Source organism: Amycolatopsis sp. NPDC058986 (assembly GCF_042741125.1).
GTDB lineage: Bacteria > Actinomycetota > Actinomycetes > Mycobacteriales > Pseudonocardiaceae > Amycolatopsis.
The window spans coordinates 69,641-95,215 of record NZ_JBHYJW010000002.1; the positions used below are offsets into that span (position 1 = coordinate 69,641).

General features: G+C 68.6%; 23 protein-coding genes, 1 tRNA gene and 1 pseudogene. 15 read left to right on the forward strand and 10 right to left on the reverse strand.

The features are described from left to right. Positions 1 to 87 precede the first annotated feature (87 nt). Together ACFW0G_RS02220 and ACFW0G_RS02225 are read left to right on the forward strand one after the other, a co-directional pair. Positions 88 to 1,287, forward strand: a complete 1,200-nt coding sequence (locus ACFW0G_RS02220) for a molecular chaperone DnaK (protein WP_378322813.1) — start codon at positions 88 to 90, stop codon at positions 1,285 to 1,287. After that, positions 1,284 to 3,710, forward strand: coding sequence for a LuxR C-terminal-related transcriptional regulator (locus tag ACFW0G_RS02225; RefSeq protein WP_378322814.1), 2,427 nt, complete (start codon positions 1,284 to 1,286; stop codon positions 3,708 to 3,710). Before ACFW0G_RS02220 ends, ACFW0G_RS02225 begins: the two co-directional genes overlap by 4 nt. Before the next feature lie 23 nt (positions 3,711 to 3,733). Here ACFW0G_RS02225 and ACFW0G_RS02230 read toward each other — a convergent pair whose 3' ends face one another. Next, a complete protein-coding gene (locus ACFW0G_RS02230; protein ID WP_378322815.1) occupies positions 3,734 to 4,354 on the reverse strand; it encodes a pentapeptide repeat-containing protein in 621 nt (206 codons plus the stop codon). 71 nt (positions 4,355 to 4,425) lie between these two features. Between ACFW0G_RS02230 and ACFW0G_RS02235 the strand changes: the two genes are divergently transcribed. After that, positions 4,426 to 5,367, forward strand: a complete 942-nt coding sequence (locus ACFW0G_RS02235) for an ornithine cyclodeaminase family protein (RefSeq protein ID WP_378322816.1) — start codon at positions 4,426 to 4,428, stop codon at positions 5,365 to 5,367. A 213-nt stretch (positions 5,368 to 5,580) separates the two neighbouring features. Then, complete coding sequence (locus tag ACFW0G_RS02240; protein WP_378322817.1) at positions 5,581 to 6,411, forward strand: hypothetical protein; 831 nt, start codon at positions 5,581 to 5,583, stop codon at positions 6,409 to 6,411. Between the two features lie 98 nt (positions 6,412 to 6,509). On the opposite strand, the gene ACFW0G_RS02245 is transcribed toward ACFW0G_RS02240, so the two are convergent. Beyond that, positions 6,510 to 6,965 (reverse strand): SRPBCC family protein, encoded by a 456-nt coding sequence (locus tag ACFW0G_RS02245; RefSeq protein ID WP_378322818.1) that lies wholly within the window; start codon positions 6,963 to 6,965, stop codon positions 6,510 to 6,512. Positions 6,966 to 7,066: 101 nt separating this feature from the next. Here ACFW0G_RS02245 and ACFW0G_RS02250 point away from each other — a divergent pair, with 101 nt between their 5' ends. Further along, on the forward strand, positions 7,067 to 7,711 hold the full coding sequence (locus tag ACFW0G_RS02250; protein WP_378322819.1) for a hypothetical protein: 645 nt from the start codon (positions 7,067 to 7,069) through the stop codon (positions 7,709 to 7,711). Continuing rightward, a complete protein-coding gene (locus tag ACFW0G_RS02255; RefSeq protein WP_378322820.1) occupies positions 7,711 to 7,932 on the forward strand; it encodes a helix-turn-helix domain-containing protein in 222 nt (73 codons plus the stop codon). The genes ACFW0G_RS02250 and ACFW0G_RS02255 overlap by 1 nt, the downstream gene beginning before the upstream one ends. Here the strand turns inward: ACFW0G_RS02255 and ACFW0G_RS02260 are convergent. Together ACFW0G_RS02260 and ACFW0G_RS02265 are read right to left on the reverse strand one after the other, a co-directional pair. After that, positions 7,929 to 9,356 carry an ATP-binding protein gene (locus tag ACFW0G_RS02260; RefSeq protein ID WP_378322821.1) on the reverse strand — a complete coding sequence of 476 codons (1,428 nt, stop codon included), beginning with the start codon at positions 9,354 to 9,356 and terminating at the stop codon, positions 7,929 to 7,931. The genes ACFW0G_RS02255 and ACFW0G_RS02260 overlap by 4 nt on opposite strands. After that, positions 9,353 to 11,005, reverse strand: coding sequence for an FAD-dependent oxidoreductase (locus ACFW0G_RS02265; protein WP_378322822.1), 1,653 nt, complete (start codon positions 11,003 to 11,005; stop codon positions 9,353 to 9,355). Before ACFW0G_RS02265 ends, ACFW0G_RS02260 begins: the two co-directional genes overlap by 4 nt. Before the next feature lie 134 nt (positions 11,006 to 11,139). Between ACFW0G_RS02265 and ACFW0G_RS02270 the strand changes: the two genes are divergently transcribed. From ACFW0G_RS02270 to ACFW0G_RS02280, 3 genes are all read left to right on the forward strand, one after another. After that, a tRNA-Ala gene (locus tag ACFW0G_RS02270) sits at positions 11,140 to 11,212 on the forward strand. Positions 11,213 to 12,112: 900 nt separating this feature from the next. After that, complete coding sequence (locus tag ACFW0G_RS02275; RefSeq protein ID WP_378322824.1) at positions 12,113 to 12,361, forward strand: hypothetical protein; 249 nt, start codon at positions 12,113 to 12,115, stop codon at positions 12,359 to 12,361. Between the two features lie 5 nt (positions 12,362 to 12,366). After that, complete coding sequence (locus ACFW0G_RS02280; protein WP_378322825.1) at positions 12,367 to 12,687, forward strand: RNA polymerase sigma factor; 321 nt, start codon at positions 12,367 to 12,369, stop codon at positions 12,685 to 12,687. Positions 12,688 to 13,242: 555 nt separating this feature from the next. Here ACFW0G_RS02280 and ACFW0G_RS02285 read toward each other — a convergent pair. Together ACFW0G_RS02285 and ACFW0G_RS02290 are read right to left on the reverse strand one after the other, a co-directional pair. Continuing rightward, positions 13,243 to 13,815, reverse strand: coding sequence for an IS5 family transposase (locus ACFW0G_RS02285; protein WP_378322826.1), 573 nt, complete (start codon positions 13,813 to 13,815; stop codon positions 13,243 to 13,245). A gap of 69 nt (positions 13,816 to 13,884) precedes the next feature. Continuing rightward, complete coding sequence (locus ACFW0G_RS02290; protein ID WP_378322827.1) at positions 13,885 to 14,649, reverse strand: hypothetical protein; 765 nt, start codon at positions 14,647 to 14,649, stop codon at positions 13,885 to 13,887. 489 nt (positions 14,650 to 15,138) lie between these two features. On the opposite strand from ACFW0G_RS02290, the gene ACFW0G_RS02295 reads away from it, so the two are divergent. Beyond that, positions 15,139 to 15,549: a neocarzinostatin apoprotein domain-containing protein gene (locus ACFW0G_RS02295; RefSeq protein ID WP_378322828.1), complete on the forward strand. Its 411-nt coding sequence runs from the start codon at positions 15,139 to 15,141 to the stop codon at positions 15,547 to 15,549. Positions 15,550 to 15,903: 354 nt separating this feature from the next. Here the strand turns inward: ACFW0G_RS02295 and ACFW0G_RS02300 are convergent, their stop codons facing one another. The 4 genes from ACFW0G_RS02300 to ACFW0G_RS02315 form a co-directional block, all read right to left on the reverse strand. Then, the gene (locus ACFW0G_RS02300; RefSeq protein ID WP_378322829.1) at positions 15,904 to 16,101 is read right to left on the reverse strand and encodes a hypothetical protein; all 198 of its coding nucleotides are present in this window, start codon (positions 16,099 to 16,101) and stop codon (positions 15,904 to 15,906) included. Positions 16,102 to 16,262: 161 nt separating this feature from the next. Next, complete coding sequence (locus ACFW0G_RS02305) at positions 16,263 to 16,580, reverse strand: hypothetical protein (protein WP_378322830.1); 318 nt, start codon at positions 16,578 to 16,580, stop codon at positions 16,263 to 16,265. Then, complete coding sequence (locus tag ACFW0G_RS02310) at positions 16,577 to 19,993, reverse strand: colicin E3/pyocin S6 family cytotoxin (protein WP_378322831.1); 3,417 nt, start codon at positions 19,991 to 19,993, stop codon at positions 16,577 to 16,579. Before ACFW0G_RS02310 ends, ACFW0G_RS02305 begins: the two co-directional genes overlap by 4 nt. A 108-nt stretch (positions 19,994 to 20,101) precedes the next feature. Next, positions 20,102 to 21,154 carry a hypothetical protein gene (locus ACFW0G_RS02315; RefSeq protein ID WP_378322832.1) on the reverse strand — a complete coding sequence of 351 codons (1,053 nt, stop codon included), beginning with the start codon at positions 21,152 to 21,154 and terminating at the stop codon, positions 20,102 to 20,104. Between the two features lie 272 nt (positions 21,155 to 21,426). On the opposite strand from ACFW0G_RS02315, the gene ACFW0G_RS02320 reads away from it, so the two are divergent. The 5 genes and pseudogenes from ACFW0G_RS02320 to ACFW0G_RS02340 all read left to right on the forward strand — a co-directional run bounded on the left by ACFW0G_RS02320 (position 21,427) and on the right by ACFW0G_RS02340 (position 25,544). Continuing rightward, complete coding sequence (locus ACFW0G_RS02320; RefSeq protein WP_378322833.1) at positions 21,427 to 23,478, forward strand: RICIN domain-containing protein; 2,052 nt, start codon at positions 21,427 to 21,429, stop codon at positions 23,476 to 23,478. Positions 23,479 to 23,763: 285 nt separating this feature from the next. Then, complete coding sequence (locus ACFW0G_RS02325; protein WP_378322834.1) at positions 23,764 to 24,078, forward strand: hypothetical protein; 315 nt, start codon at positions 23,764 to 23,766, stop codon at positions 24,076 to 24,078. 60 nt (positions 24,079 to 24,138) lie between these two features. Beyond that, the gene (locus ACFW0G_RS02330; RefSeq protein ID WP_378322835.1) at positions 24,139 to 24,684 is read left to right on the forward strand and encodes a GNAT family N-acetyltransferase; all 546 of its coding nucleotides are present in this window, start codon (positions 24,139 to 24,141) and stop codon (positions 24,682 to 24,684) included. Between the two features lie 184 nt (positions 24,685 to 24,868). After that, positions 24,869 to 25,124 (forward strand): annotated as a pseudogene (locus tag ACFW0G_RS02335) (IS630 family transposase); the annotation flags it as partial. A 174-nt stretch (positions 25,125 to 25,298) separates the two neighbouring features. Then, positions 25,299 to 25,544 carry a hypothetical protein gene (locus tag ACFW0G_RS02340; protein ID WP_378322836.1) on the forward strand — a complete coding sequence of 82 codons (246 nt, stop codon included), beginning with the start codon at positions 25,299 to 25,301 and terminating at the stop codon, positions 25,542 to 25,544. Positions 25,545 to 25,575 lie beyond the last annotated feature (31 nt).

The window sequence follows — 25,575 nt, forward strand, 5'->3', positions numbered from 1 at the left end:
ATAGGGGATCGGTATGACATCGTTAGGGAGTTAGGGGCTCATCCGAGACGCGTCCCGTTGGGTTAAATCCACTCCCAGCTTGCTTGAGTGACCCGAACGGGTGAGGATTTCCGAGCCCTAGGGGATTTCCCGCCGGGCCGCGCGACGAAGGAGGAGGTGCCGGTGTCCTACGTCCTCGGCATCGACGTCGCCCCCACCAGGACCCACGCCGCCACCCGCACCCGGGCGGGTGAGGGCTGGGGGCCGCCGGAGCCGCTGTGGCTCGGCGAGCAGGCCCCCTCGGCCGCCTCCGCGCTGTTCCTCGACGACGAGGGATACCTGCTGACCGGAGACGCCGCCGCGCACGCCGGTGCCGAAATCCCGTCCCGGCTGCTGACCGGATTCCATCAGCGGATCGGCGACGAAGTGCCGATCATCGTTGAAGGTGAACGATTTTCACCCCAGTCGCTGAGCGGCGTGCTCGTCGAGGGCATCGTCGAGCACGCGGCCGACCTGTTCGGCGAAGCCCCGGGCCAAGTCGTGCTGACCCACCCGGCGGGCTGGGGCGGCTACCGGCGCGAGCTGCTGCGCCGGGAGCTGACCACGGCCGGGATCACCGCGGTGACCCTGGTACCGGGCCCGATCGCCGCGCTGCACGCCCATCTGCCCGCGCCGGGCCCTGCCGACACCGCGGCCGCGGTGTGCGAATACGGCCCGGACGGGGTGACCGTGACGCTCGCGACCGCTTCCGGCGCGAGCGGCTGGCGGCAGGTGACCACGGCCGAAGGCGTCGCGCCCGCCGCCGCCGTGAGCACCGTCTTCGCGCTCGCCCACACCGCGTCGGTCCCGCCGAAAGCCTTGGCGGGCCTCGTGTTCTGCGGCGCGATCACGCCCGGTTCGCTCCCGGGACGGCTGCCCTGCCCGGTGTTCGCGGGTCCCCACCCGGAACTCACCACCGCGCTCGGCGCGAGCGCGGTGACCACCAGCGCCCCGGCGCGGCGGGCGGAAGCCGCTGTCGAAACCACGCTGCTCCCCCAGCCCGGCCTCGCGCCCGAGGTCAGCGAACGACCGGCCCGTCCGCCGGTCGAGATCACGCCGTTCGCGCTGCCCGAACGCCGCGGTCCGGGCAAGCTCTTCGGCAAACGACGTCCGCTGGCCGCCGCAGCCGCCGTCCTCACACTCACCGCGTCGATCCTGACGATCACGCTGACCACGCGTGAGGCGACCGCGGGCGGCCACCCCCGCCCCGCTCCCCCGACCTCCTGCGCCCGGCCCGGCGCGGGCGCATCCGCTGAGGGTCACTGTTGAACGCACTGCTGGCGACTTCCGGCACCGAGCTCGTCCATCCCGCCGCCCAGCGGCTGCTGGCCGACGTCTCGGCCGACCCCGCCGATCCGTTGCGCCTCACCGTCGTCGCCCCTGGCGGCTACGGCAAAACCACGCTGCTCGACGCGCTCGAGGCGTGTTATCGCGCGGCGGGAATCGACGCGGTGCTCGTCGACAACGCCGACCGGCTCGGCGAAGCCGAACTCGACCGGCTGACCGCGCTCGCCGACCGGACGGACGCGCCGATCGTGCTGGCCCACCGGCCACGGCCGCGGGCGGCACTGCGCCTGCTCGGCGAGACGTTCGGCAGGCGGACCCCCGGCCTGCGGCTGTCCCCGCTCGGAGTGCAGGAAGTGGGGCGGCTGTGGGAAAAAACCACCGGCGACGCAGCGGACCCCGCCGCGGTGCGCGAGGTGCACGCCAGGACCGGCGGGGTGCCCCGGCTCGTCGTCCGCGCGCTCACCGCCAGGCTGGCCGAGTTCCGCGGTGAACTGGCCGAACTGGACGACGACGTGCTGCGGTATCTCATCGCGGCCGAGGCGGGCGCGGGCCGGAACCTCGACCTGCTGAGCGTGCTGCTCGGCCGCACCCCGGACCGGCTGCCCGAGGTCGTCGACGGGGCACGGGCGACCGGGCTGCTCGGTACCGACGACGTGCTGCTCCCCCTGGCCGCGGACGCGATCCGCGCGTTCAGCCCACCGGCCCGGCGGCTCACCGCGCTGCAGCGGCTCGTCGACCTGCAGCTCGCCAGGGGACTGCCGGTGCTCGACCTCGCCCGGTCGCTGCTCGACGCCGGCGGGGCCGGGGCGAGCGCGGCCGCGGCCTTCGCGGCCGCCGCGCGGGAAGCGCTCCCCGCCGACGCGAAACTGGCGGCACGTTTCGCCGAAGCGGCGGCGGAAGCCGGAGCCCGCGGCCCCGAGCTGACCGCGGGCTGGGCCCGCGCCGCGGCGCTTTCCGGTGATCTCGACACGGCTTTGCGCCTCGGCGACAGCATGCTCGGCGGCGAAGACGCCGACACACGCGCGGCGGGCGCGGAAATCGCCGCGACGGTACTGGCCCATCGCGGGGAACTCGCCCGCAGCGCCGAGCTCTACCACTGGGCGGGCCGCGGCGACGCGGACGCCTTCGCGGCGATCGCGCTCGTCGGCACCGGCGACCTCGACGGCGCGAACCGCCTGCTCGACTCGCCCGCCCCCGGTGTCGTGCCGACCCTGTTCGCGGGCGCCGCCACCCGCATGGCGCAGGGGATCGCCGAATCGGTGTCGCCGGGTGGCGCCGCCGAAACCCGTGCCGCGGAAGCACTGTCCACCCTGGTGGGCGCGGCGACGATGCTCGAACCGGCAGGCGGCGGGCTCGCCCTGCCGGACAGTCCCGCCGCGCTGGCCGCGCTCGCCGGACTGCACTCCGGTGAGCTGGCGCTGGCCGAGTCGGTGCTGACCCGGGCGCTGGCGAACCGGATCGGCGGCGAACTGCTGGCCACCCGGCACCGGCTGCTGCTCGGCTGGGTCGCGATGACCGCGGGGGATCTGGCCACCGCCGCCGAACACCGCGACGCGGTCACGCGTCTCGGCCGCCCCCTCGAAGCGCGGGACGAGCTGTTCTTCGCGACGCTCGACCTCGGGCTCGCCCGGCGCGCCAGCGATCTCGTCGGGCTGCAGCACGCGTGGGAACGCGCCTACCAGGCCTCGATGCGGCAGCAGGCGGACCTGTTCACCCTGCTGCCGCTGGGAGAACTCGCCATCGCGGCCGCCAGGGCCGGTGCCCACGCCAAGCTGGCCCGCCAGCTCGACCGCGCGCACGCGTTGCTGGCCCGGCTCGGCGACCCTCCATTGTGGACGGTCTCACTGGCCTGGCACGAACTGCACGCCGCCATCACGCTGGAGGACTCCGCCGCCGCGGAAACCCACCTGGCCACGCTGACCCGGCACGCGGACCACGGCCGGTACCCCGCCACGATGGCGCGGGCGGCACGGGGCTGGCTCGCGGTGCTCGGCGGCGCCGTCGAACCCGGCGAGGTCTCGGCGGCCGCCGCGGAACTGCACGAGCTCGGCCTGTGCTGGGACGCCGCCCGGCTGGCGGGCCAGGCCGCGATCCGCACCTCCGACCGCAAGGCGATGGTCCACCTGCTCGAAGCGGCCCGGCAGTTCCAGGGCAGCACCGCGCGCCGCGAGACCGGCACACCCGAACCGGCCGGGACGACCGGCCTGAGCGCGCTGAGCGAACGCGAACTGCAGGTGGCGCGCCTCGTCGTCGACGGGCTGACCTACAAGCAGGCGGGCAGCAAGCTCTTCATCTCCGGGAAGACCGTCGAGCACCACATGGCCCGCATCCGCGGCAAGCTCGGCGCCGGGGACCGCCGCGAGCTGCTCGCCATCCTGCGCGAACTGCTCGCCCAGCACCCCTGACCCAGCAACCCTGACCCCGCGGCCTACGCCCGCACCCGAAGCCCCATCGACGTCATCAGCACCGTCGCCTGCTCCGGCGAGATGATCGCCTCGGCCAGCTCGACGTTGAACGGGTCGAACGCCGACAGATCGCTGCCCCGCAGATCGGCACGGCCGAACTTGGCGCTGTGCAGCTGGGCCGCCGAAAGGTCGACATCGGCGAACACCGCGTCCACACAGTTCGCCGCGGTGAGATCCGCCTCCCGGAGCCGCACCTGGTGGAACCGCGCACCACGCAGATCGGCACCGGGCAGCCCGGCGAACGACCAGTCCCCGCCGGTGACCCGCAGCGGCCTCAGCGAGCACTCGGTGAACACGCTGCCGACGAGCTTGCACCCGACGAACTCCGCGTCGAACAGGTTGCAGCGCTTGAAGGTGCAGCCGGTGAACGCCGAATCGGTGTGCCGCGACGAGTTGAACCGCACGTTGCCGAACACGCAGTCGGTGAACACGACACCCCGCGTGGTCGCCTCGGTGAGGTCGACCTCGTGGAACTGGCACCGGACGAACGTCCGCCCGGTGAGCTCCTCGGCATACCAGTCCTCCCGCTGGAAGACGGTGTCCTCAGTGGTCTCTCGCTGGGACTCGGGCTGGGCATCAGACATGGCTTCTCCGCACGCCCCACGCTAACCTCTGCCACCGACATTCCGGCCACGCACGATCCCGAAGGAGTGCGATGCCCGCCCGGTTCAGCGCCGACGAGGTCCGCGCCGCGGTACCGATGCCCGCCGCCGTGGACTCCGTCCGCGACGCGTTCCTCGACCTCGCCGACGACTGCTTCGTCCAGCCACAGCGGCTGGCCTTCGGTGGCGAGGCCGGGACGGGCACCGTGCTGGTCATGAGCGCGTACCACCGGCCGACCGGTGCGGCCACGGTGAAGACGACCAGTGTCGTTCCCGGCCGGGACCCGCTGATCCAGAGCACGCTCGTGTGGACCACCGCGGAGCGCCAGCTCGTCGCCGAGGCAGCCTCCATCACGACCCTGCGCACCGGCGCGGCCAGCGGCGTCGCGACCGACCTGCTCGCACCCCGCGACGCCTCCCGGCTCACCCTGATCGGCGCCGGTGCCCAGGCGGCCGACCAGGTCCGTGCCGTGGCCGCCGTCCGGGACCTCCGCGCGCTGACCGTGTTCAGCCGCGGCACCGGCCGGGCCCACGCTCTCCTGGCCGAGCTGACCGCCGAGTTCCCAGGGCTCATCACCCGGGTGGCCACCAGCGCCGACGACGCCGTCGCCGATGCCGAGATCGTCTGCTGTGCCACCTCGAGCGACACGCCCGTCCTCGCCACCGCCGCACTTCCGGAACGCGTCCACGTCAACGCGATCGGCTCGTTCCGGCCCTCGATGCGGGAGCTGCCCGCCGACCTGCTCGCGACCGCGTCGGCCGTGGTCGTCGACCAGCTCGACGCGTGCCTCGATGAATCCGGCGAGATCCGGCACGCCGTCGGTACCGGACTCCTCGATCGCGCCGCGATCCTGGAACTGGGCTCCGCGTTGCGCACCCCGCCTGGCACGGGCGGACGCACCGTGTTCAAGTCCGTCGGTGTCGCCGCACAGGACTGGGCCATCGCCCGCCTGCTCGACCCGGCCTTCGCCGTGTCACCGCCCGTTCACGGATAGCCGCTTTCTCCCGTCAACCGTTCTCCCTCCGTTACGAAGATCTCTTCCTTCGGGTGACACCCCTCTCACCCACGTACCAGGGGAAACGCCGCCTGCCCGCGACGTTCCACCTGGTCACCGCGGCCGTCTCCGCCGCGCCCGCCGGAGACCACCCACGCCCCATCCCGTACCCCGCCGCTCCCGGAGGCGACGTGTTTCGGCAACACTGGTCCGATGAGCGAGGGGCGATGGTTCGACAGCTGGGTGCCCTGGCCGGAGCTCTCCGGCCTGGCCGCGGCCGGTCGCTCCCTGCTGCCCAACGTCCCGGCGACCCCGGCCGCGCTCGCCCGCACCGTGACCGAGCAGCTCATCGGGCGCAGGCTCACCGCCAAGGTCGGTGACCGCGAGGTCGGCCTGACCCTGACCGCACTCGACTACCCCGCCGACTCGCTCAAGCTCGCGACCGGCCGCGTCGGCGACGTGCGCATCGTCGCCGAGGATGTCGACTGGCCGGAACCCGGTGACGGCACCGGCGACACCGACGACCGGATCCCGCTGCGCCGGGTCACGGTGCTGGCCCGCGACGTGAAGCTACGGTCGCTCCCCTCCCCCGCGGCCATCCCCGCCGGGGTGGAGCTGCGGATAGCCGTCGCCGCCGACGTCGTTCGGCGACGCGTCGCCGAACATCGCCCGGGAATCGTGGCGACCCCGGCCGAAGACGGTCTCCTGCACGTGCGGTGGGCGCGGCGGCCACACTGGGGCCACCTGACCCTGGACTCCACTGTGGACGATTCGGCGGTCGTGCTGACCCCGCGCTCGCTCCACATCGGACGGTGGAAGTTCCGCCCACCCCAACGGTTCCAGCCCATCCGGCTGCCACTGCCCGAACTGCCGCCGGGGATCCGGCTGACCGCGGTCGAACCACGGCACGACGAACTCGTCCTGCACACCGTCGCCGACGAGTGGCCGGAACGGCTCTCCCGGATTCCGCTCTCCGACCTGCTGAGCTGGCTGACCACCGCGGCTCTGACCTTGACCCTGCCGAAATTGGGCGCACGCCCCTGACACCTCCCCTTGCCACGCGGGTCGTGTGACCCACACCACGACCATACTCGAACGCTTGTTCGATGCCATCACACGATCAGGTGCTCCGCCAGACGGCTTCAGGGTCCCTCGGCAACCGCCTTGACGTGGTCGTTGCGTGCGCGGATCAGCCGCGTCATGTACCGCTCGAGCACCACGCGTTCAGCCAGAGTCCCGAGCAAACCGAGCGGAGCGGCGAACTCGACGACGTCGCGCATCACGGTCCCACCACGACCGTCCGGCGTGAAGTGGTGCACGTGATGCCAGCGCCGGAACGGTCCGGCGACCTGCTCGTCCACGAAGTACCCCGGCGGTTCACAGGCGGTGATCCGGGACGTCATCCGCCATCGCACGCCGAAATGCCGCGCTTCCCAGGTGACGGTGTCACCCAGCGCGAGCCGCCCGGAAGTGACACCACCGACCGCCCGTTCCGCGGAACCGGCCATCGACGCGGTGTGCACCTCCACCTCCAGTGAGACATCGAAGACACGCCGCGGCGGCGCGGCGATGCCGGCGATGAGTTCGAAACGCGCCATGACCTCAACGCTACGGCGACACCGCCCCATCAGGTCGACCATATCGTTTTTCGATGCTATCGTTTCTCGATAGCATCGAAAAACGATATGGAGGAGGCGTCGTGACCAAGGCGAGCAAGCAGCGCAACCCGTTCCAGCCTCTACGTGGCATCGCCGAGGTGCTGTCCATCGTGTTCTGGCTCTTGTTGATCCTCGCCGTGTTCCAGACCCTTTACACCGCGGGCTGGTGGCCGGGCGCGAAGCGCGACACCGCCTGCGTCGACGCGGCCGACATCGTGTCCTCGCACATCACCGGCGACCTCGGCGCCAACCTGAAGCCCGGGACACGGCCGAGCGCGGCCGTGACGAGTCTGTGCGTCGAGCAGCCGAGCGCCGGCCAGCGCTTCGCTCATATCGGAGATCAGCTGCCGCAGGTCGTCTTCATCGTCGGCGCGCTGATCGTCCTGTTGCACTTCCTCAAGACCGCGACCAGGAACGGGCCTTACGCCGACGTCGTTCCCGGCAAACTGCGCGGGCTCGGCTGGTACCTGCTGATCGGCGGGCCGGTGCTCGCGATGATCTCCGCGCTGGCACGGTTCTTCCTGCGCCGGAGCATGGTCACCGATCTGCCCTCGGGCTCGTGGTTCAGTGACTGGGTGGGCAGCCTGCCCTGGTGGGCCATCGTCGCCGGTGCCGCGGCGCTGTCCTTCGCGCGGATCCTGCGGATCGGCAGCCGGATGCGCGAAGACCTCGAAGGCACCATCTGATGCCGCCGGACGAGCCGCACAGCATCGAAGTCCACCTCGACCGGCTGCTCGCCGAACGCGGGATGACCCTGACCGAGCTGGCCGAGCGCGTCGGTGTCACGGTCGTCAACCTGTCGGTGCTGAAGAACGGGCGCGCCAAGGCGATCCGGTTCTCCACGCTGAGCAGGTTGTGCCAGGTCCTCGGCTGCCAGCCCGGCGACCTGCTCGGTCACCGTCCCTAGATCGAGGCCTGTTCGGCGATCGGCAGGCAGATCTCGAACCGCGTGTTCCCCGGCTCGGACTCCACGCGCACGTCGCCCTGATGCCGTTCGACGACGATGCGCCACGAGATGTCGAGGCCGAGACCGGTCCCCTCGCCGACCGGTTTCGTGGTGAAGAACGGTTCGAAGATCCGCTGGCGGATGTCCGCGGGGATACCGGGCCCGGTGTCACCGATCTCGACCCGCAACTGGTCGTCGACGCGCCACGTTCGCAGGGTCAGCGTGCCTTCGCCGTTCATCGCGCCGAGCGCGTTGTCGATGACGTTCGTCCAGACCTGGTTCAGTTCGCCCGCGTAGGCCGGGATCCGCGGCAGCTCGCGGTCGTACTCCTTGACGACGCGGACGCCTTCGCCGATCTTGCCCGCGAGCATGACCAGCGTGGAGTCGAGGCCCTCGTGCACGTCGATCCACTGGTGCGGCGCGCGGTCCATCTGGGAGTACTGCTTCGCGGCGCCGACCAGCGCGGTGATCCGCGTGGTCGAGTCCTCGATCTCGCCCATCAGCATCTCGGTCTCAAGCGCGTAGGCCAGCCAGCGGACGGCACCGTCGAGGAACGTCTCCCCCACCGATTCGAGGACGCGGTCGAGGTCGTCGGCGGTGAGCCCGGCCGCGACGAAGATGCTCGCCAGGTCCCAGCCCTGGCCGATGCCGTGTTCGTCGAACCAGTCGCCGATCTCGTCCTCGCGGTCGGCCTGCTGCATCGCCGTCAGCTTCGGCGCCGAAGCGACCTGCTTGACCAGCCGCTCCTGGACCTCGAGCAACAGCTCCAGAAGCTCGGGCTCGATGTCCTTCTTGGCCAGCAACGCGAGTTTGTGCCGCATCCCGGCGACCCGCTCCCGCAGCGACGCGGTCGCGCGCACCGCGGCGGCGGCCGGGTTGTTGAGCTCATGGGTGAGCCCGGCGGACAGCTCGCCGAGCGCGAGCAGACGACGTCGCGAACCGATGACCGTGTCGCTGTTGCGCCAGCCGAGGTACATGCCCTCCAGCAGGTGGGTCGCCATCGGGAACCACTGACGGAACTCGATCGCGAACTCTTCGGCGGGCAGGGTGAGGAAGCTGAGGTCGCTGACCGCGTGCACCGACGCGCCGTAGCTGTGTTCGGAATCCTGGTGCACGAAGAACTGCGTGGCACCGCAGTAGGCGCCTCGCTGGTCGGAGCGGGTGACCTCGACCTCGGTGCCGCTGACCAGCCTGGTCAGCCGCAGCGCCCCGGAAAGCAGGAGGTAGAAGCAGGTCGCCGGGTCGCCTTCGCGGATGATCGTGGTGCCCGCCGGGTAGTGCTCGACGACGGCGTGCTCGGACACCCAGTCCAGCTGTTCCTCGGTCAGATGCTCGAACAGGAAGAGGCCGCGGAGTTCGTCCCGCGGCAATGCGGGTTCGCTCACTGTTCCTCCAGATAGCGGTGGACGAGGGTGACGGCCATGGCGCCCTCCCCGACCGCGGACGCGACGCGCTTCACCGACTGCGCGCGCACGTCCCCGGCGACGAACACCCCGGGAATGGACGATTCGAGGTAGTGCGGATCCCGGTCCAGCGACCAGCCGGGTGGTCTGCGTCCCTCGGTGAGCAGGTCGGGCCCGGTACGGACGAAGCCGTGGCCGTCGCGCAGCAGCTCGTCGCCGAGCCAGTCGGTGCGTGGTGCGGCGCCGATGAAGATGAACAGGTGCCCGGTCTCGACGGTCTCGGTGACCCCGTTTTCACAGACCGTGAGCGCTTCCAGATGGTCCGCGCCGTGGGCCTTCAGCACGGTCGTGCGGGTGCGCACCTGGATGTTGCCGATCGCGGCGATCTGCTCGATGAGGTAGTGCGACATCGAGGATTCGAGCGATTCCCCGCGGATGAGGATGGTGACCGCGCGGGCGTGTTTCGAGAAGAAAACAGCCGCTTGCCCCGCGGAGTTCGCGCCGCCGACGATGTAGACGTGCTCGCCCTGGCACTCGGGGGCCTCGGTGGCCGCGGACCCGTAGAAGACGCCCCGGCCGGTCAGCTCGGCGACGCCGTCCGCCTCCAGCGCGCGGTAGGCGACGCCGCTGGCCAGCACCACCGCGTGTGCGGCGATCTCGGTGCCGTCACCGAACGTGATCACCCGCGCCGAGCCGCGTGCTTCCAGCCCGACGACGTCCCGGGCGGTCAGCACCTCCGCGCCGAACTTCTGCGCCTGGCGCCGGGCCCGGTCGGTGAGCTGGGCGCCGGAAACGCCGTCGGGAAAGCCCAGATAGTTCTCGATGCGGGAGCTCTGCCCAGCCTGTCCGCCGGTGGCCTTGCGCTCGACGAGCACTGTGCGCAGCCCCTCGGACGCGCCGTACACCGCCGCGCCGAGCCCGGCCGGACCGCCGCCGACCACCACGAGGTCGTAGAACTCCTGTGCCGGACGGGTGGACAGGCCCACCGCGTCGGCGATCTCGGCACCGCTCGGCTGACGCAGGACCGTGCCGTCCGCGGTGATGAGCACCGGGATGTCGGCGGCGGTGGCCCCCGCGGCGTCCAGCAGACGGCACGCCTCGGCGTCGTCGACCGAGTACCAGCGGTAGGGCACGGAGTTGCGGGCGAGGAAGTCGCGCACGTGATACGACGGCGAGGACCAGCGGTGCCCGACGACCTTGATGTCCTCGACCGACCGGTCCCCCACCGTCCGCCACGCCTCGACCAGCGCGTCGACCACCGGATACAGCTTCTCCTCCGGCGGATCCCACGGCTTGAGCAGGTAGTGGTCGACGTCGACCACGTTGATCGCCTGGATCGCGGCGTCGGTGTCGGCATACGCGGTCAGCAGCGCGCGGCGGGCGTGCGGGAACAGGTCCATCGCCTGCTCCAGGAACGAGATGCCGTCCATCTGCGGCATCCGGTAGTCGGCGAGGATGGCCGCGACGGCGTCCCCGCGCAACTTGATCTCCCGGAGCGCGTCGAGCGCGTCGGCCCCGGAATCGGCGCGGATGACGCGGTAGTCCTTGCCGTAACGGCGGCGCAGGTCACGGGCGACGGACCGGGAGACGGCGGGATCGTCGTCGACGGTCATCAAGATCGGCTGGCTCACGAGGAGCAGCCTACGGGGAAGCAACGCGACAACGGAGCGTTCCAGGGAAGCGGCCGCGAGGCACCCCCCTGCGAACGCCGTCGCGACGGGGTGTATCTTATGAACACACGAAACGCGGAGTTCAGCTTCGCTTCGGGGCTATGGCGCAGCTGGTAGCGCACCTCACTGGCAGTGAGGGGGTCAGGGGTTCGAGTCCCCTTAGCTCCACTCGTTCGAGGGAGAGCCCTGTTTGCGAAAAGTGCAAACGGGGCTCTCTTCGTTGTGTCTCTTGGGGGTCGAACCTGGCCCCATCCCGTCGCCGAGGGGCCGACGCTCGTCACCCGTCAACGTCATTCATCCTCGCTGGCGCTGCGGGCGCTCCACGCGGACCTGCTCCTCGTCGTCGGCGAAGACGGCCACGATCGAGGAAGAGCCGTCGCTGGCCAATTACGCTGCATGATCGACCTCGCGCCGTTCTTCGCAGCGCGCGACGAGATCATCCACGAACCGGATCTCGTCGCCCCGACCGGCCCCGGCACCGCCTCGCGCCGCCAGCGGGCGATGGACGCGGTTCGTACGCAGTGCGACGGCGTCCTGAAGTTCATCGAGACGACCATCCGCGCTACGGCGCCCCCCTCCGGACCGGCCGCCCACGTCTGTGAGTCTGAGTCCAGGACGGGCCAGCCAACTGAGCTGGGCGTGCCACAGCAATGTGGTGAGCAGGCGCGGCTCGATGGGCGAGCACGGTGGCGCACCGCCCTGCCTCCTCCACGACGCCCCGGACAAACCGGCTGGACGACTGGGCACCGTCCAGCCAGCCCAGGCAGCATCCGGGGCGTGCTCCCAAGAAAATCACTCGGATGGCTCAGGCCGCCGCACGAAGTCCTCGTCGGTCGGCGTGCCGACCGATCCTTGCCGTAATCGCACCCCCGTTCCCGATCTCGGGCATGGAGAGCGTGGCAGTGCTCGATCGTGACGCGTCGCTCTCCGGCAACGCGCTCGGGAATCTCAGGTCAACGTGTTACGAACGGAGGTTCGGCGTCGCGCCCAACTCGCGGCGGTGTAGACGCGGGCACCGGCTGGAACGAGTTCGGGGTGGATGGTTCCTGTCGGAGGGGGCTCGCGACGATGAGCAGCACGTGGATGGTGGTTGCCCTGACCTCGACCGCCGCAGTCGTGGTCAGAGAGCTGTTCAGCTTGATGCGGTACCTGCGCCGCCGGGCCGGCATCGAGCGAATCGCCACCCAGATCGCTCTACCTGGGACTCACCTGGTTGACGAGGATGAGCAGGGTGCACGGTTCGCAGTCACTGTCGACCATTGTCGGTCTCAGCCGCCATCGACCGCTGCGGACATCGAGCAGGACAAAGCACAGTGATGGTCGTGCCTCCGCGTGGTGATCTGTCCGACGATACGGGGCCGGGAGGATTCGAGGCGTTCTACCGCGCGACGGCGGACCGGACGTTGATGGTCGCCCGCCGCACGGCCGTAGGTGACCTGCAGCTCGCGCTGGACGCCACGCAGGACGCCTATGTCGAGATGCTGAGGCTCTGGCCGGACCGTTGCGGGCGGCCGATGGCTGCGAACCGCAGTTACGTCACACGTATCGCGGTGAACAAGGTGATCGATGGGTATCGCCTCCGCAACAGGGCGGGTATGTCGCGGATCCTGAACGATGGGAAGAGCTGTCTCGGGAGTTCCTGACGCCACCCCCGGACGGGGATGCTCTCACGGCGGGCAACGCGGTCGCGGCCGGGATTGCTGGGACTCTGGCTGCGCATGCCGTGCTGAGCTTGATCACCGATGTTCCCCGCCGCTGGGGGAATGGGGAACACTATGTGGACCTGGTGCACCTGGACCGAAATGTGCGCCGCCTCGCCATAGACGCGCCGTACCCACAGTGCCCGACCTGCGCACAGCGGCCCCGCATTCCCCGCGCGCACTCCGACGATCGGACAGGCTGATTGCCAGGCACTGAAGTTCATTGAGACGATCATCCGTGCCACGGCGACCGCCCTCCGGATCGGCCGCTCGTCGGTCTAGAGCCTGTTTCAATGGCGTAGCCGCTCGTTGATCGCTGCGATGTGGATGGTTGCCTCGTAGCGAACCGCGAGTTTGTCGAATCGTGTGGCGACGCCTCGGTTGCGTTTGAGCCGGTTGATGCCGCACTCGACCGCATGCCGCTGTTTGTAGATCTCCGGATCGAACGCTGGCGGCCGGCCACCGGCCTGGCCGCGGTTGCGGCGATGCCGGACCTGGTCAAAGGGGTCGGGGAATCGTGCAGGCGATCCCGCGCCGCCGCAGACAGGCCCGGTTGGCGCGAGAACTGCAGGCCTTGTCCGCCAGGACACGATCCGGCCGGGTCCGGGCTCGCCCACCACCAGTCCGGGCGACCCGGACCCTGGCCAGCACCGTCTCGAACCGCGGCGAATCACCACGCTGACCGGCGGTCACCAGCAACGACAATGGTTTTTGGCCTTGCTCGGTGGCCAGATACAGCTTGGTCGTCCGACCTCCCCGCGACCGGCCCAACGCGTGGTCGGCCGGTTCGGGCTCGCCGATACCGCCTGGCGGTTCTTTCCGCAGACCGCCCTCGATACGGGCGCCTGCCGCGTGCTGATGCGCCCGTTTGATCGTGGAATCCACGCTCACGTCCCAGGTGATCAGCCCGGAGGCGTCGGCCCGGGTCTGCGACGCCGCCAGGATCAGCGCCCACACACCGGCGCGCTGCCAGCGCCGGAACAAGCCATAGACGGTTTGCCAGCAGCCATACACGGGTGGGATGTCACGCCACGGGGAACCGACACGAACCCGCCAGCGAATGCCGTCCATTTGACCTAAGACACGCCGCACCAACAACGCCAGACAGAAGCTCCGCTGCTCAGCACACCAAAACAGGCTCTAGCTGACAGAGCAGCTGCCAATGCAACGGACGGCAATGGTGGTGCTCATCTCGTTCCCGGGCCCAGAAATCATGCCGGTGATGAGCTTATCCAGGTTTTCCCGCACGCCGCATCCGGAGAAGGGCGGGATATCGAAACTGCTCTTGAGGACGGTCGGGGGGGCCGTGTTCTGCAGCCCGATCAACCCTTTGATCTTGATCTCCATAGGGCTCCGAGTCCTGCAGTTCGGCCCCACTTCGAGAACCTTGTTGTCAACCTTGGTGTCACTCACGTGGATACCGAGCCGCAGTGTCATGTCGGTGATCACCGACATGTAGTTCTTCCCATCCGGAAACGGCCGCGACGCCACTTCCCCGGGGTCGCCAGGGTTCTTCAGCAGAAAGCCGCTTTGATCTCCGTCGGCCACTAGCTCCACGGTGCTGGTCGCCGGCATGAAGCCGAAGGTCACGAAGTACGCGTTCGCCATAATCGGCAATGTGATCGAGCCCGACAGGGTTTTTTTCACCGCGTCAACCGTGGCGTCGAAACGCCCCTCGCCGGTGGTCAGGTTCGAGCGAAGTTTCGCTATGCGCGAAACCGTGTTCCGCACATAGTACGACGCGGTCAAACCGGCTGCCGCAGTCGAAGCAGCTACTGACGAAACCGGCTCGTTCATACTGGGGCCGGTCGACGTGGCAGAGGCAGAGCTCAGCGACACAGCGCCGAGGGCGAGCGCCACACCGATCGCCAGCGCACGGACGCCGCGTCGAGTCACCAGTCGCATAGTGGTTATCCTTCGTCGCCTGATACATCGATAATACGCCGGTACGCCGAAATAGACGATACGTGGCGAAGTTTTCACCACGCAAGCAATTAGGGCACACTTCAGACAAGAGGGTTCTGCGCGTAGCGATTGTTGTGATCAACGTGAGGCATCCTTCCCCGCAGGATTGTGATGCTCGTGACAAGTACCTTGGTGTAAACTCGCAGCGTTGCACGTGGCCGCGACCTGTGAACTGCCAGGCTCCCCGTTCGGTCAATGGCCACCGGGCGACTCCATCCGACAAGATCCCCGGCGCTGGCCTACGCGGACGTGACAAAATCGCCACGCCTCACCTCTCGCAGCATCGACACCGTTGACCACGGCCTCACGGTTGCGGCAGGCTGCCGAACGGAGGGAGCAGGACTTGGTCGTCTCCTGGGCAACACATATGAGCCGAGGAAACCCTGCCACCTCGGCGCCTGAGATTTAACAATCTAAAGAGGGGGAAGAATGATATCCGCTAAGCGCACGGTAAAGTGGGTGACTTTGGCCGCTGTCTCTGTTGCGAGCGCAACACTACTCGGCGGCACGGCGGCGGCTCAGTCACCGTCGGCCACACTCACCGTGACACCGTCAACAAACCTCGATCCGGAGCAGCAAGTCTCAGTCTCCGTCAGTGGCATGACACCGAATCGACAGATCATACTGGTTGAATGCAGCGCAGACGGACGTTGTTACCTTATCGGCGGCCCGGTGACCGACGGGAGCGGGAATGTCTCGGCCACCGTTACAGTCTACCGGCATATGTCGTGGGGTGAGAATGACAACTATGATTGCAACACCCCAGGCGGAGGGTGCTACGTAGCAGCCAGCGACCCTGACACAGGTGAGCTGCCGAAGGTGCCCATCTCTTTCCGCTGATTTGGTGACACGAGCGTTCGTATAGCGATCCGTCTCACAGGGGCAGGTCGCTATACGCCGCTGTAACGGCTCGAAGTTGAGAAACTCTGCCAGGCGCTCGCGGCATTAGCCTCGGTCTTACGGGCGGTGTTATGTTCGGTTGAGTCCTGCTGCAGTGGCCGCTCGTTCCGGCCAGGATCCTTCATCTCCGAAGGCAAAACCCTCTCCGGCGACTACGCGTTCACAGCCTGTTCGCGGCCTTCGATGTCGGCAGCGGCTCGGTGATCGCCCAGCACTACCGGCGCCACCGCCACCAGGAGTTTGTGCGCTTCCTGAAGCTGATCGACGGCCGGGACATGACCATCGGACGAGTGCTCATCGCTCTCTCGTCCCGGCATAGCAGGCTCCGACAGCAACTGCGGCGGCGGCAACTCCCATTCCCAAGAGCGTCAGCAGTACGCCTCTGAGCGTTCCGGTCGTCAGGGGAATGACCAGCATGCCCAGCGAAGTGAACACGACCACCAGCAGCCCCAGACGCACCGACATGCGGTGGGGACGGCTCTGTTCAGGCATGGCTTCCTTCCGATTGGCGACGAGCTTCGCTACCGGCGAGGCGAATGACCACGACTCCACGCGCACTCGACGATGAGGTCGACCCCAGAGGAAGCCTCCCCAGCCAGGCCAAGCCCTCGTCTGACTTGCGGAAGCCCTCGATCTGCCAACCGACCGCCTGATCACTCATCGCTCGACGTTCCGGGTGGGTTGATGTCGGCTTGGGCCGTGCGCGTGTCGGCGAAGGCTGCCACGTAGTACTTGAGTTTGGTGTCGTCGAGCGGGCAAGCAGTATCTGCTGGCACGCCGAAGTGGTTCATGACGGCGCGGACCTGTTCAGCAGTGGCGGGATACCCCTCGGGCCTGGACATATCGTCATAGCCGAGTATGTCCTCGAGGGTGTGATGGCTGATCCCCGGAGGCAGATCCAGGACCCAGTCCAAAAGTTCGTCCGACTTGCGAAATGCTTCGATCTGCCATCCGACTGCGGGATCGTTCATGGTTCGACGCTCCGGTTGGGGACTGGGCCCTTGATCTGTTCCCCTGTGTTGGGGTCAAGGACGCCTTGATGTTTACCGCGCTTGTTGTACATCTCCCACTCGCCGTGTTGCGAGTCCCATTCGTAGATGTTCCCCTTGTCGTCCTTCCATCTTTTGCGGAGTCCGCCACCACCTTGAACTGACGTCTTCCGATCCGCAATCGTTGCCCCCTTCACTCCAGGTGGTGGTCCCTTGGGCGGCGGGGTGTAGCCAGGAATCTTGCGGGCCGCGGCACCCGCCTTGGCTGCATCTTCGCCAATTTTGGCTGCTTCGCCGAGGATTTTGGCTGCTCTGCCGCCGGCTCCGGCGACTGCCATGGCGCAGGATGTGCCGTTTCCGATGGCGCAGGCTTTGATGTCGGAGAGGAAGACGTCGTAGATGAAGCCGGCGAAGCCACCGAGGGGTCCGCCGGGGCGGCATTGGTCAATGGTGCCGCCGAGGGCGAAGCAGACTTCGGCTTGCGGCCAGGGGCCGCGGGCGGCGAAGTCGAGGGCTTCCTGCCAGGTGAAACGGCTGGAGCCGGTGTAGCCGATCCCGCGCAGCGCCTCAAGGCGGTCGGCGGGCAGGTCGTGCCCGAGGGCGGGTTCACCGAGGTCATCCGCGGCGCCCGGGGGCGGTGTTGTCCCAGGGTCGGGTTGTTTCTCGGCCTGCTCGGCGCGCTGGGCGGCTGCGACCGCCTCGGCTGCCGCGGCGGCGGCGTTCTTCGCGTGGTCCTCGGCCCAGCTCGCGGCAGCTTCGGCCTTGTCGGCCCAGTCACGGGCGATAGCGGCATCGCGTTCAGCGTTGCTGGCCGCGCCGCGGGCGGTAGCGGCGTCGGATTCGGCGCTGGCCGCCGACCGGCCGGCGATGGCAGCGTCACTGGCGGCGGCGTTAGCGGCGCGACGTGCTGCCTGCGCGTCGCCCTGTGCCTGGTCATCGGCTTGCGATGCTCGGGCACCGGCGTTGCGTGCGGCGGCCGCGTCCTCGGCCGCCGCGGCGGCCGAGCGCTGCGCGTCGGCGGCGGCCCGCGACGCGGCTGAGGCGGATTCGGCTGCCGCGGCGGCCGCGGTGTAGGCGGGGGCCACCTCGGCAGCGGCTCGTTTGGCCGCGTCCGCGGCACGACTCGCCGCAGCGGAGGCTTCGGCCGCCCGGTCCTGGGCGGCCTTGGCCTGGTCTGTGCCGATGATCTTCGCCTGCTCAGCGACCTGCTTCGTGAGTTCCGCGGCGAGGTCACTGCCGGTTGCCGAAGCCTCCGCGGCGATTCCGGCGGGGTCGGCGATCCCGGCCGCCGATGCTCCGGCCGCCTGTGCTGCCCGCACCGCGATTCCCGCCTGGACGGCCGCGGCGACCGCCTCGGCCAGCGCGGCGTCGGCCTCGGCTTTGGTGCGGTCGGCGGCGCCCAGGGCCTGAGCGGCCTCGCTCGCGGCCTGAGCGGCCAACCGCTGGGCAGCACCGGCGCGTTCGGCGGCGAGGGCTTCTTCGGCGGTGGCGGTCGCGGCGGCGGCGTTGGCCGTGACCGCGAACGCGTGCGTCGCTGCGGCTTCGGTCTCGGCCTTGTTCGCGGCGGCGTTCGCCCGCGCCGCGGCGGCGGACGCTTCGATGGCCGCCGAACGCGCCCGTACCGCGGCACCTGTCGCGGCGTTGGCCGCAGCCCTGGCCTGCCCGGCTGCTGCGGTCGCGGTATCGGCTTCGGATCGCGCCGCGGTGGCCGCGGCGCGGGCGTTGTTTGCCGCCTCACCGGACGCAGCATTCGCGGCGATCGCCTCCAGGGCTTGGGCACGAGCAAGCTTGGCGTTCTGCGCCCGTTCCGCCTCGATCGCTCGCCCGCTCGCCTCGACGGCGTTCTTCTCCTCCCTCGCCGCGGTCTGTTCGGCCGCGATGGCGGCTTGGCCCAGGCGGGTGGCGTTGCCACGGGCACCGGCCGCGATGGCGGCCTGCGACTGTGCCCGGGCGCGGGCTCCGGCCGCGTTGCGGGCTTCCTGTTCCGCGCGAGCCCGGGCGGCGGCAGCGTTGCGTTGTTCCTTCTCGGCGACGAGGCGGGCGTCACGGGTGCGTTTCGCGGCGGCCCACGCCTGTTGTTCGGCGCGTTCGGCGTCGGTCCTGGCCCGCTTGGTGCGGGTTGCCGCGTCGGCTGCGGCCTTGGCTTGCTGGCGGGCCGCATCGGCGATCGCGGCCGCGGATTTGGCGTGGTCTTCGGCGGCTTGGCGCCACTGCGCGGCGTTATCGGCGTGGACCTGGGCGTTCGCGTCCGCGTCGAGGGCCTTGCTGGCCGCTTCGGTGGCCTCCGCGGCGTGGAACGCGGTCTCGGCCGCCTTCACCGCAGACTGGGCCGCGGCGGCCATGGACTGGGTGACCTTGCCCCATTCGATGCCATGAGTCAGACCGGTCTCGGCCAGCTGGCGGGTCGCGGTCTCCGACATCGCCGCCGCGGTGGTGACTTCCCGCGCCGCGGCGAGAGTGTTGTCCCATTCCCGTTTGGCGTCTCTGGTCTGCTGGGCCAACTCCGGTGCCCTGCCACGCTGCCCGGAGGCGCGGCCGGGCTTGTCGACCTCGAAGATCTGCCCGGCCTTCTTCGCGGCCTGATTCGCGGCGCGCATGGCGTAGGAGGCGTCGGTGAGGAACCGCACCCCCTGCACACTCGCCTTGAGAATCTCGGTACGCGCGTTCGCGGCTCGCGTGGACCGCTCGGCCAGATCCTTGAGTTCGGCCAGCGCCTTGTTCCGCGCGGCCATCGCCGCTTCGATCGCCGCGCGGGCGTCGGCGTCCCGCTGGTTGGCGACGGCGTAGCCGTGGTTGTAGAACTCGGCGATGACCATCGGGTCGTGAGTGTCCAGCGCGGCCTGACCAGCGGCCTTCACCTCCGGACCGCCGGCGGCGACCATCGACACCACACGCGCTTCGATCACCGCGGCGCGCTTCACCGCGTCGTCGGCGATCTGCTTGTCCTCGTCGTCGGCCAGTCGTTTGCCGAACGCGACGAAGTCCGCGATCCGCGCGTCGTCGCCCTTCTCCAGCAACTCCACCGCGCGCGCCCGCGCGGTGGGGCCCGCGGTGCGGGCCCATTCGGCCACCTGAGCGCGGTTCTCGGCGGCGACGCGCTTCTTCCGCTCGGCAGCGGCCTTCTTCGCCAGTGCATCACCGACGTCGAGGTATTCCTTGATCTTCACTGGATCGTTGGTCGCCAACGCGGCCTTCGCCGCCTCGCGAACCTCGACCTCACTCGTGAAATCGACGATGTCCTGGACCAGCTGGCGGTTGAACGCGGCTTCCTCGTCACTGATCGGCGACGCCGGAGCCTGCGCCGGCCCGGTCGCCGGTGGTGGCTGCGGTGCCTCGACCGCGTGCGCGGGAGCCGCCAGTCCCAGGAAGACAGCGAACGCGAGCAGGACGATCATCGTGTGGGAGATCACGCGGCCGTGTCTCAGGACGGCGCGGAAAGCGTACGTGGGCATGGGGAAACGCACTCCAACGTGGTCAGTCAGATGTCTCTTGTGGACGAAAGGTCAGTGGGAAGCCGCGACGCGGAACTCGTCGGCGCGGGCGGTGTCGACGAGCGTCCGCCACTGTGCTGCCTGCGCTTGCGCCCATGACTGTTCCTCGGCCCACGTGGCGCGGCTGTCGTCGGCGTGCCGGGCGATCGTCGTCCAGTCCTGCGCGGTGCTCGCGGTCTTCGCGAACTCGGCCACCGCGCTCCATGACTTCGCCTGTTCAGCCGCTCGCTGCCGCTCGGCCTCCCAGCCCTGCTCAGCCGTTGCGGCGTGATCGGCAACCGTGCGCCAGGCTTGGGTGGCGGCCGCTCGTGCCTTGTCAACCACAGCCGCCTCGGCCCGCGCCAACGCCGCCTCGGCCTCCTCGGCGAAACTGACGAGTTGGCTCAGCCGTGCCTGCCAGAGTAGTTCCGCATCGGCCATCCGAACCCGGTAGGCCTGCACATCGCAGCGCGCCGCGCTGGCCCATTCGTAGCCGAAGAACTCCACCAGACCCGCATCGCCGGTACTCACCGCCCGTGCCGCGGCGGCCCGCACCCAGGGGCCCGGGGCGTTCGCCGCGAGCCCGGCAACATAGTCACGATCGGCCTGCGCCTGGCGGGCGACCTCACGATCTTTCCGGCCATCGGACTTCTCGTCCTGCGCCCTGGCCTCATCCCAGCCTGTACGCACGAACTCGTCCTGCTCGTCCAGCGTCCCATGCGAAGCCCGGGTGGCCGCAGCGTGCACGGCGGGCGAGGTGAGCGCGGAGGTGGTCGACAACACCCGGCGGATGATCTCCTCGTTGCGGGCAGCGTTTCGCGCCGCACGCGCCTTCGCTGTCTCATAGCCCCCGCCTGGTGCGAGGAATCGCGTGATCGCGGCGTCGACGTCCTTGCTCAGCAACGCGTTCCACGCGGCGAGCCGCACTTCGGATCGGGCGTCCTTCTCGGTGAGCCGCCGAACCATGGCTTGCCTCCAGTCGACCTGACCGGCAGCCGTACCCGCCGACGCGGAAGCCGCGACGGCGATCGGTGCGACAGTCACCAACTCGACACTCGCAGCGGCGAGTAACGCGACAGCGATCAACGATCGCTTTTTCATAACAATTCCCCTCAACTGGTAGACCGGGAGAGCGACACTCCGAATGGCCCAGCCCCTGCGTCGCCTAAATACTGAGCTGCGCGACGACACTTCGCATCAAACAACACCGAAAGGTCGTCACGCAAGCACGCGCCACTTTAGCCGGTGACCCGCACCACAAAACACAGGATCGGTCATTGCGGACGTAACGCCGCGCGGCGCGCAATCGATGCGCAGGCGGGTGGGATGGTTTCACCACGTTTCGAGGGGATGCATGCATGCGTATTAGAAGCGCGCGGGAAATAGCCATTTTAGGTGTCGGTCGTCACGTCGCCACGGGTTTGCTGGCGCTGGCGATATTCGCCACGGCACTCGGCGCTCCGACCGCTGTGGCCGCGCCCGCACCGACCCCGGCGGCAGCCTCGGCGCAGACGCTGCTAGAGGAGTCGACGACCGACGAGAAGTTCAAGGCCGCCGCGGTCCTGGGCATCAGCGCCCGGGAGGACATGCTGGTCCTCAACGACAAGAACTTCGTCCTCGCCTTGTGGCGCAAGGCCAAGGAAGGCAGCGAGGTCAAGAACGCGGCGCTGCTGGCGTTCACCAGCTCCGACGATTACGCGTGCACCCGGTTCATCAAGACCGGTATCTACACCGCGAAGCAGATCGACGACAACAAGGAGATCGCCGACTACCTCGCCAAGGAGAAAGCCCGCGCCGCCAAGCGCAACGCCGTCGCCCAGGTTCCCGGCATGGAAGCCACCGACGAGGTCATCAACCTGTCCGACAAGGAATTCGTCTTCCGAGTCTGGCAGAAAGCCAAAGACGGATCCGCGGTGAAGAACGCCGCCGCCGACGCACTGCGCCCGGAGAGCACACCAGAGGATCACCAGAAGTTCATCAACAAAGGAATTTACGACGCGCGCGAGATCGACCGGCAGAAAGAGATCGCGGACGCGAAAGAAGCCGAGCGAAAAGCCAAAGAACTGAAAGAGGCCCAGGAGGCCAAGGCACTCGCCGTGTCCGCGGCGCTGGGGATCGTGGCCGACGAGGCCATGAAGAACCTGCCCGACCGGGACTTCGTGGACATGATCTGGACCAAGACCACCGGCGCCGAGGTCAAGATCGCCGCACGCGCAGCGCTGGACGCCGGTACCCCGGCCGCCTTGAAGGAGTTCATCGCAACCGGCGTGCACGCAGCCCACCAGCGCGACATCGAAGCCCGCGATGCCAAGGACGCCGAGCTGAAGACACGTCAAGTCAAGGAGATCCTCGACGCCGCCGAACGTGACGGATTCCAGCCCCACCTGGTCGCCGCAGCCAGGACGGCGCTGAAGACCCCGACACTGGCCGTGCTCACTGCGTTCCTGAACAAGGGGCAGCACGACGCCGCCAAGCTCGACCTCGCCAAACCCGCCGAAGGCCTGGTCATCGAGCTCAAGGGACTGCAGTCCGGCCGGTGCCTGCAGGTCGCGGGACTGTGGGGCCAAGGCGCGGAGAACAACGGCGCCGGCACCGAACTCTGGGACTGCGTCAACGGCAACAAACAGCGCTGGGTCCTGCGAGCCAAGGGCAACGACCGCTACGCGCTCCAGAACGTCAACTCGCTCAAATGCCTCGGCGTCGCCGGCGGGGGCGTGAACAACAACGACGCCCTCGTCCAGAACGACTGCGCTGGCACGGCTCCCGAGCAGCTGTGGGAGTTCGTCCCGGTCGGCGACGACGGCATGATGGAGCTGCGCAACGTCAAGAGCGGCAAGGCCGCCGCCGCCGCGAACGGCGGCACCGACAACGCCACCCTGGTCGTCCAGTACACCAATACCCACGCCAGCAACCAGGCCTGGCGCCTGATCGACGTCAACCACACCGGCCAGACCATCGCCATGCAGCCCGGCGTCATCGAACTCAAGGGCGTCCAGTCCCAGCGATGCCTGCAGGTCGCTGGCGGCACCGAAGACGCGCTCACCGACGGCCGCGGCACCGAACTCTGGGACTGCGTCAGCGGCGGTAAACAGCGCTGGGAACTCCTCGACCTCGGCAGCCACAAGTACGCGCTGCGCAACGTCAACTCCCGCAAGTGCCTCGACGTCACCGGCCTCCAGGCCCGCAACGGCGTCGCGCTGACGCAGTACGCCTGCCATCTCGACGTCAACCAGCAATGGACGTTCGTCACCGGCAAGAATGGCGCTGTGAAACTTCAGAGCGTCTTCAGCGGCGGTGTCGCCTCCGTCCTCGACTCCGGCACACACAACGGCGCACTGGTGCAGCAGTTCGCCGACAGCAACGGCGACGAGCAGCAATGGCTCGTCACCACCCTGCCCACGCAAGCCTGACACCTCGATACTCATCCGACGGTGGGCGTGCCCGGCCCCGGGCACGCCCACCGTCCGTCTCGCCCTGCCACAGGTTTCTGGCCAGCGGTGTCGCTCTGCTTGCGCAGGACGTTGATCGTCGACTGCGTCCCCGTGTGTTCCAAATGGCGGTCGCGGTTGGTCAAAGACCGGTTGGAGGGCTTGTCGGATGAGCCTCGCGCTGGCCGGCGTTCGGACTCAAACCGCATGCGGTCGAGACGTGGAAGTTGTCGACCGGCCCTTTGTTCGCAACGGCTGCGCTTGCTCGTGTCGATCCGTTCCCTGCGGACACTTACGCAGCGCTATTTCGCCTTCGGCTTCTCATACGACGGCAACACCGAAGAGCCAGACCGCGAACACACCGCCCTCGTCAAGACGATCGAGACCGGACAGGCCGACACAGTCGCCGAACTCACCGCCACGCATATCAGGACTGCCCACGACGAGATCACCAGGCGCCTTCTCGAACGCGGATTCTCGGACACGCCGGTGCTGCCCACCCGGCCCAGGCCGCACCGGCTCGAAATGACCCGGTCGGCGAAGCTGCGCCACCCGGATCACCGGAGAACCCTGCTAGCCTGAATTTGTCAGCAATCAACTAATGAACTGATGTCGTCACCACAGAGGGAGCCCAGGGTCCACATGAGCGTGTCCACTGATCTCAAGGTCGAGCTACTGCCTCCCGAAGCGAGCGACGACCAACACACGATGACACACCTCGCCGAGATGGTGAACCGGGTGTACGCGACCGCCGAGCACGGACTGTGGCTCCCTGGCGCGACGCGCACAAATGTCGACGAGATCAAGGAGTTCACCAAGGCCGGGCAGATCGTCGTCGCCCGCATCGGCACGCTCATCGTGGGTTCCATCCGCGTACAACAACTCGACCCGAACACCGCCGAGACCGGCATGCTCGTCGCGGATCCAAGGTTCCGGAACATCGGCATCGGCCGGGAACTGCGCCGCTTCGTAATCGACATGCTCCGTGGCCGCGGAGTGAAGTCCCTCCAGATCGAACTCCTCGTCCCCCGGGAAGGCACACAGGAATCGAAGAAGTTCATGGCCGAGTGGAACGAGCGGTCCGGCTACAAGGTGGTCCGCCGAGGTTCTCTGCAGGAGCAGTATCCCGCCCTCGCACCCCAGCTCGCCGTACCGTGCGACTTCATCATCTACAACAAGGACCTGTAACCAGCCCCGTCACCATACGATTCGCCACGAGGCGGCCACCCAGGTCGAATCGTCGCCGACGGCGGGACGCGACGACAACCTTGGTGACTGGCAACGGCATCCGCCTACACCACCTGGTGGTTGATGAGGCTCTTGCCGCAAGCGACGACCGTCGTGCGCCCGGACGAGCCTGCCCGCCCTGCACCCGAAGGATCTGGACCTGCACCTGGTGCTGGACAACTACGCCACTCACAAGACACCCAAGGTCAAGGAGTGACTGATCCGTCATCCGCGCCGATCCACCCATCGCAGCGTCACCGAACTCGAGACCTGCGTCCGCCGCTGGATCAACGAGTGAGTGGAACAAGGACCCCAAACCCTTCGTGTGGACCAAGACCACAGATCAGATCCTCGACACCCTCGCCGCGCACTACAAGCGAATTAACGACTCAGGACACTAGTGCGTTTTGGCCCAGAAGGGCGACCGGGCGTGCACCGTTGCTCTCGCGTTCGATCAGATCACCATGGCTGGCATGCTGTCGAAACGAGCGCAGCCTTTGATTGTTACGAAGGCCAGGCCGCCCTGGGCACTAAGCCCCTACGGTGACCCACCTCGCAGCGCGCACCCTGGCACGATGGACACCAACGGCACGACGCCCCGGCTCCGGCCGCGATCGCCGTCGTTTGACGAAGGGCACTGGGTCGAGGTCACTGGAGGGCAATACGGCGGCAACGTCGGGATGGTGATCATCGGTGAGCCCGACCTGCGCCCCGGAACGCAGTGGGTCCGCCTCGTCAACCAGGGAGCGCATCTCATCCCCGCCTACCGCCTCACGCGGTACCTCGGCGGCCGACCCGCCGCCACCGAACTCGGCTCCTGACGCCGTCGGTGGTGACGTTGCCGAGATCCTG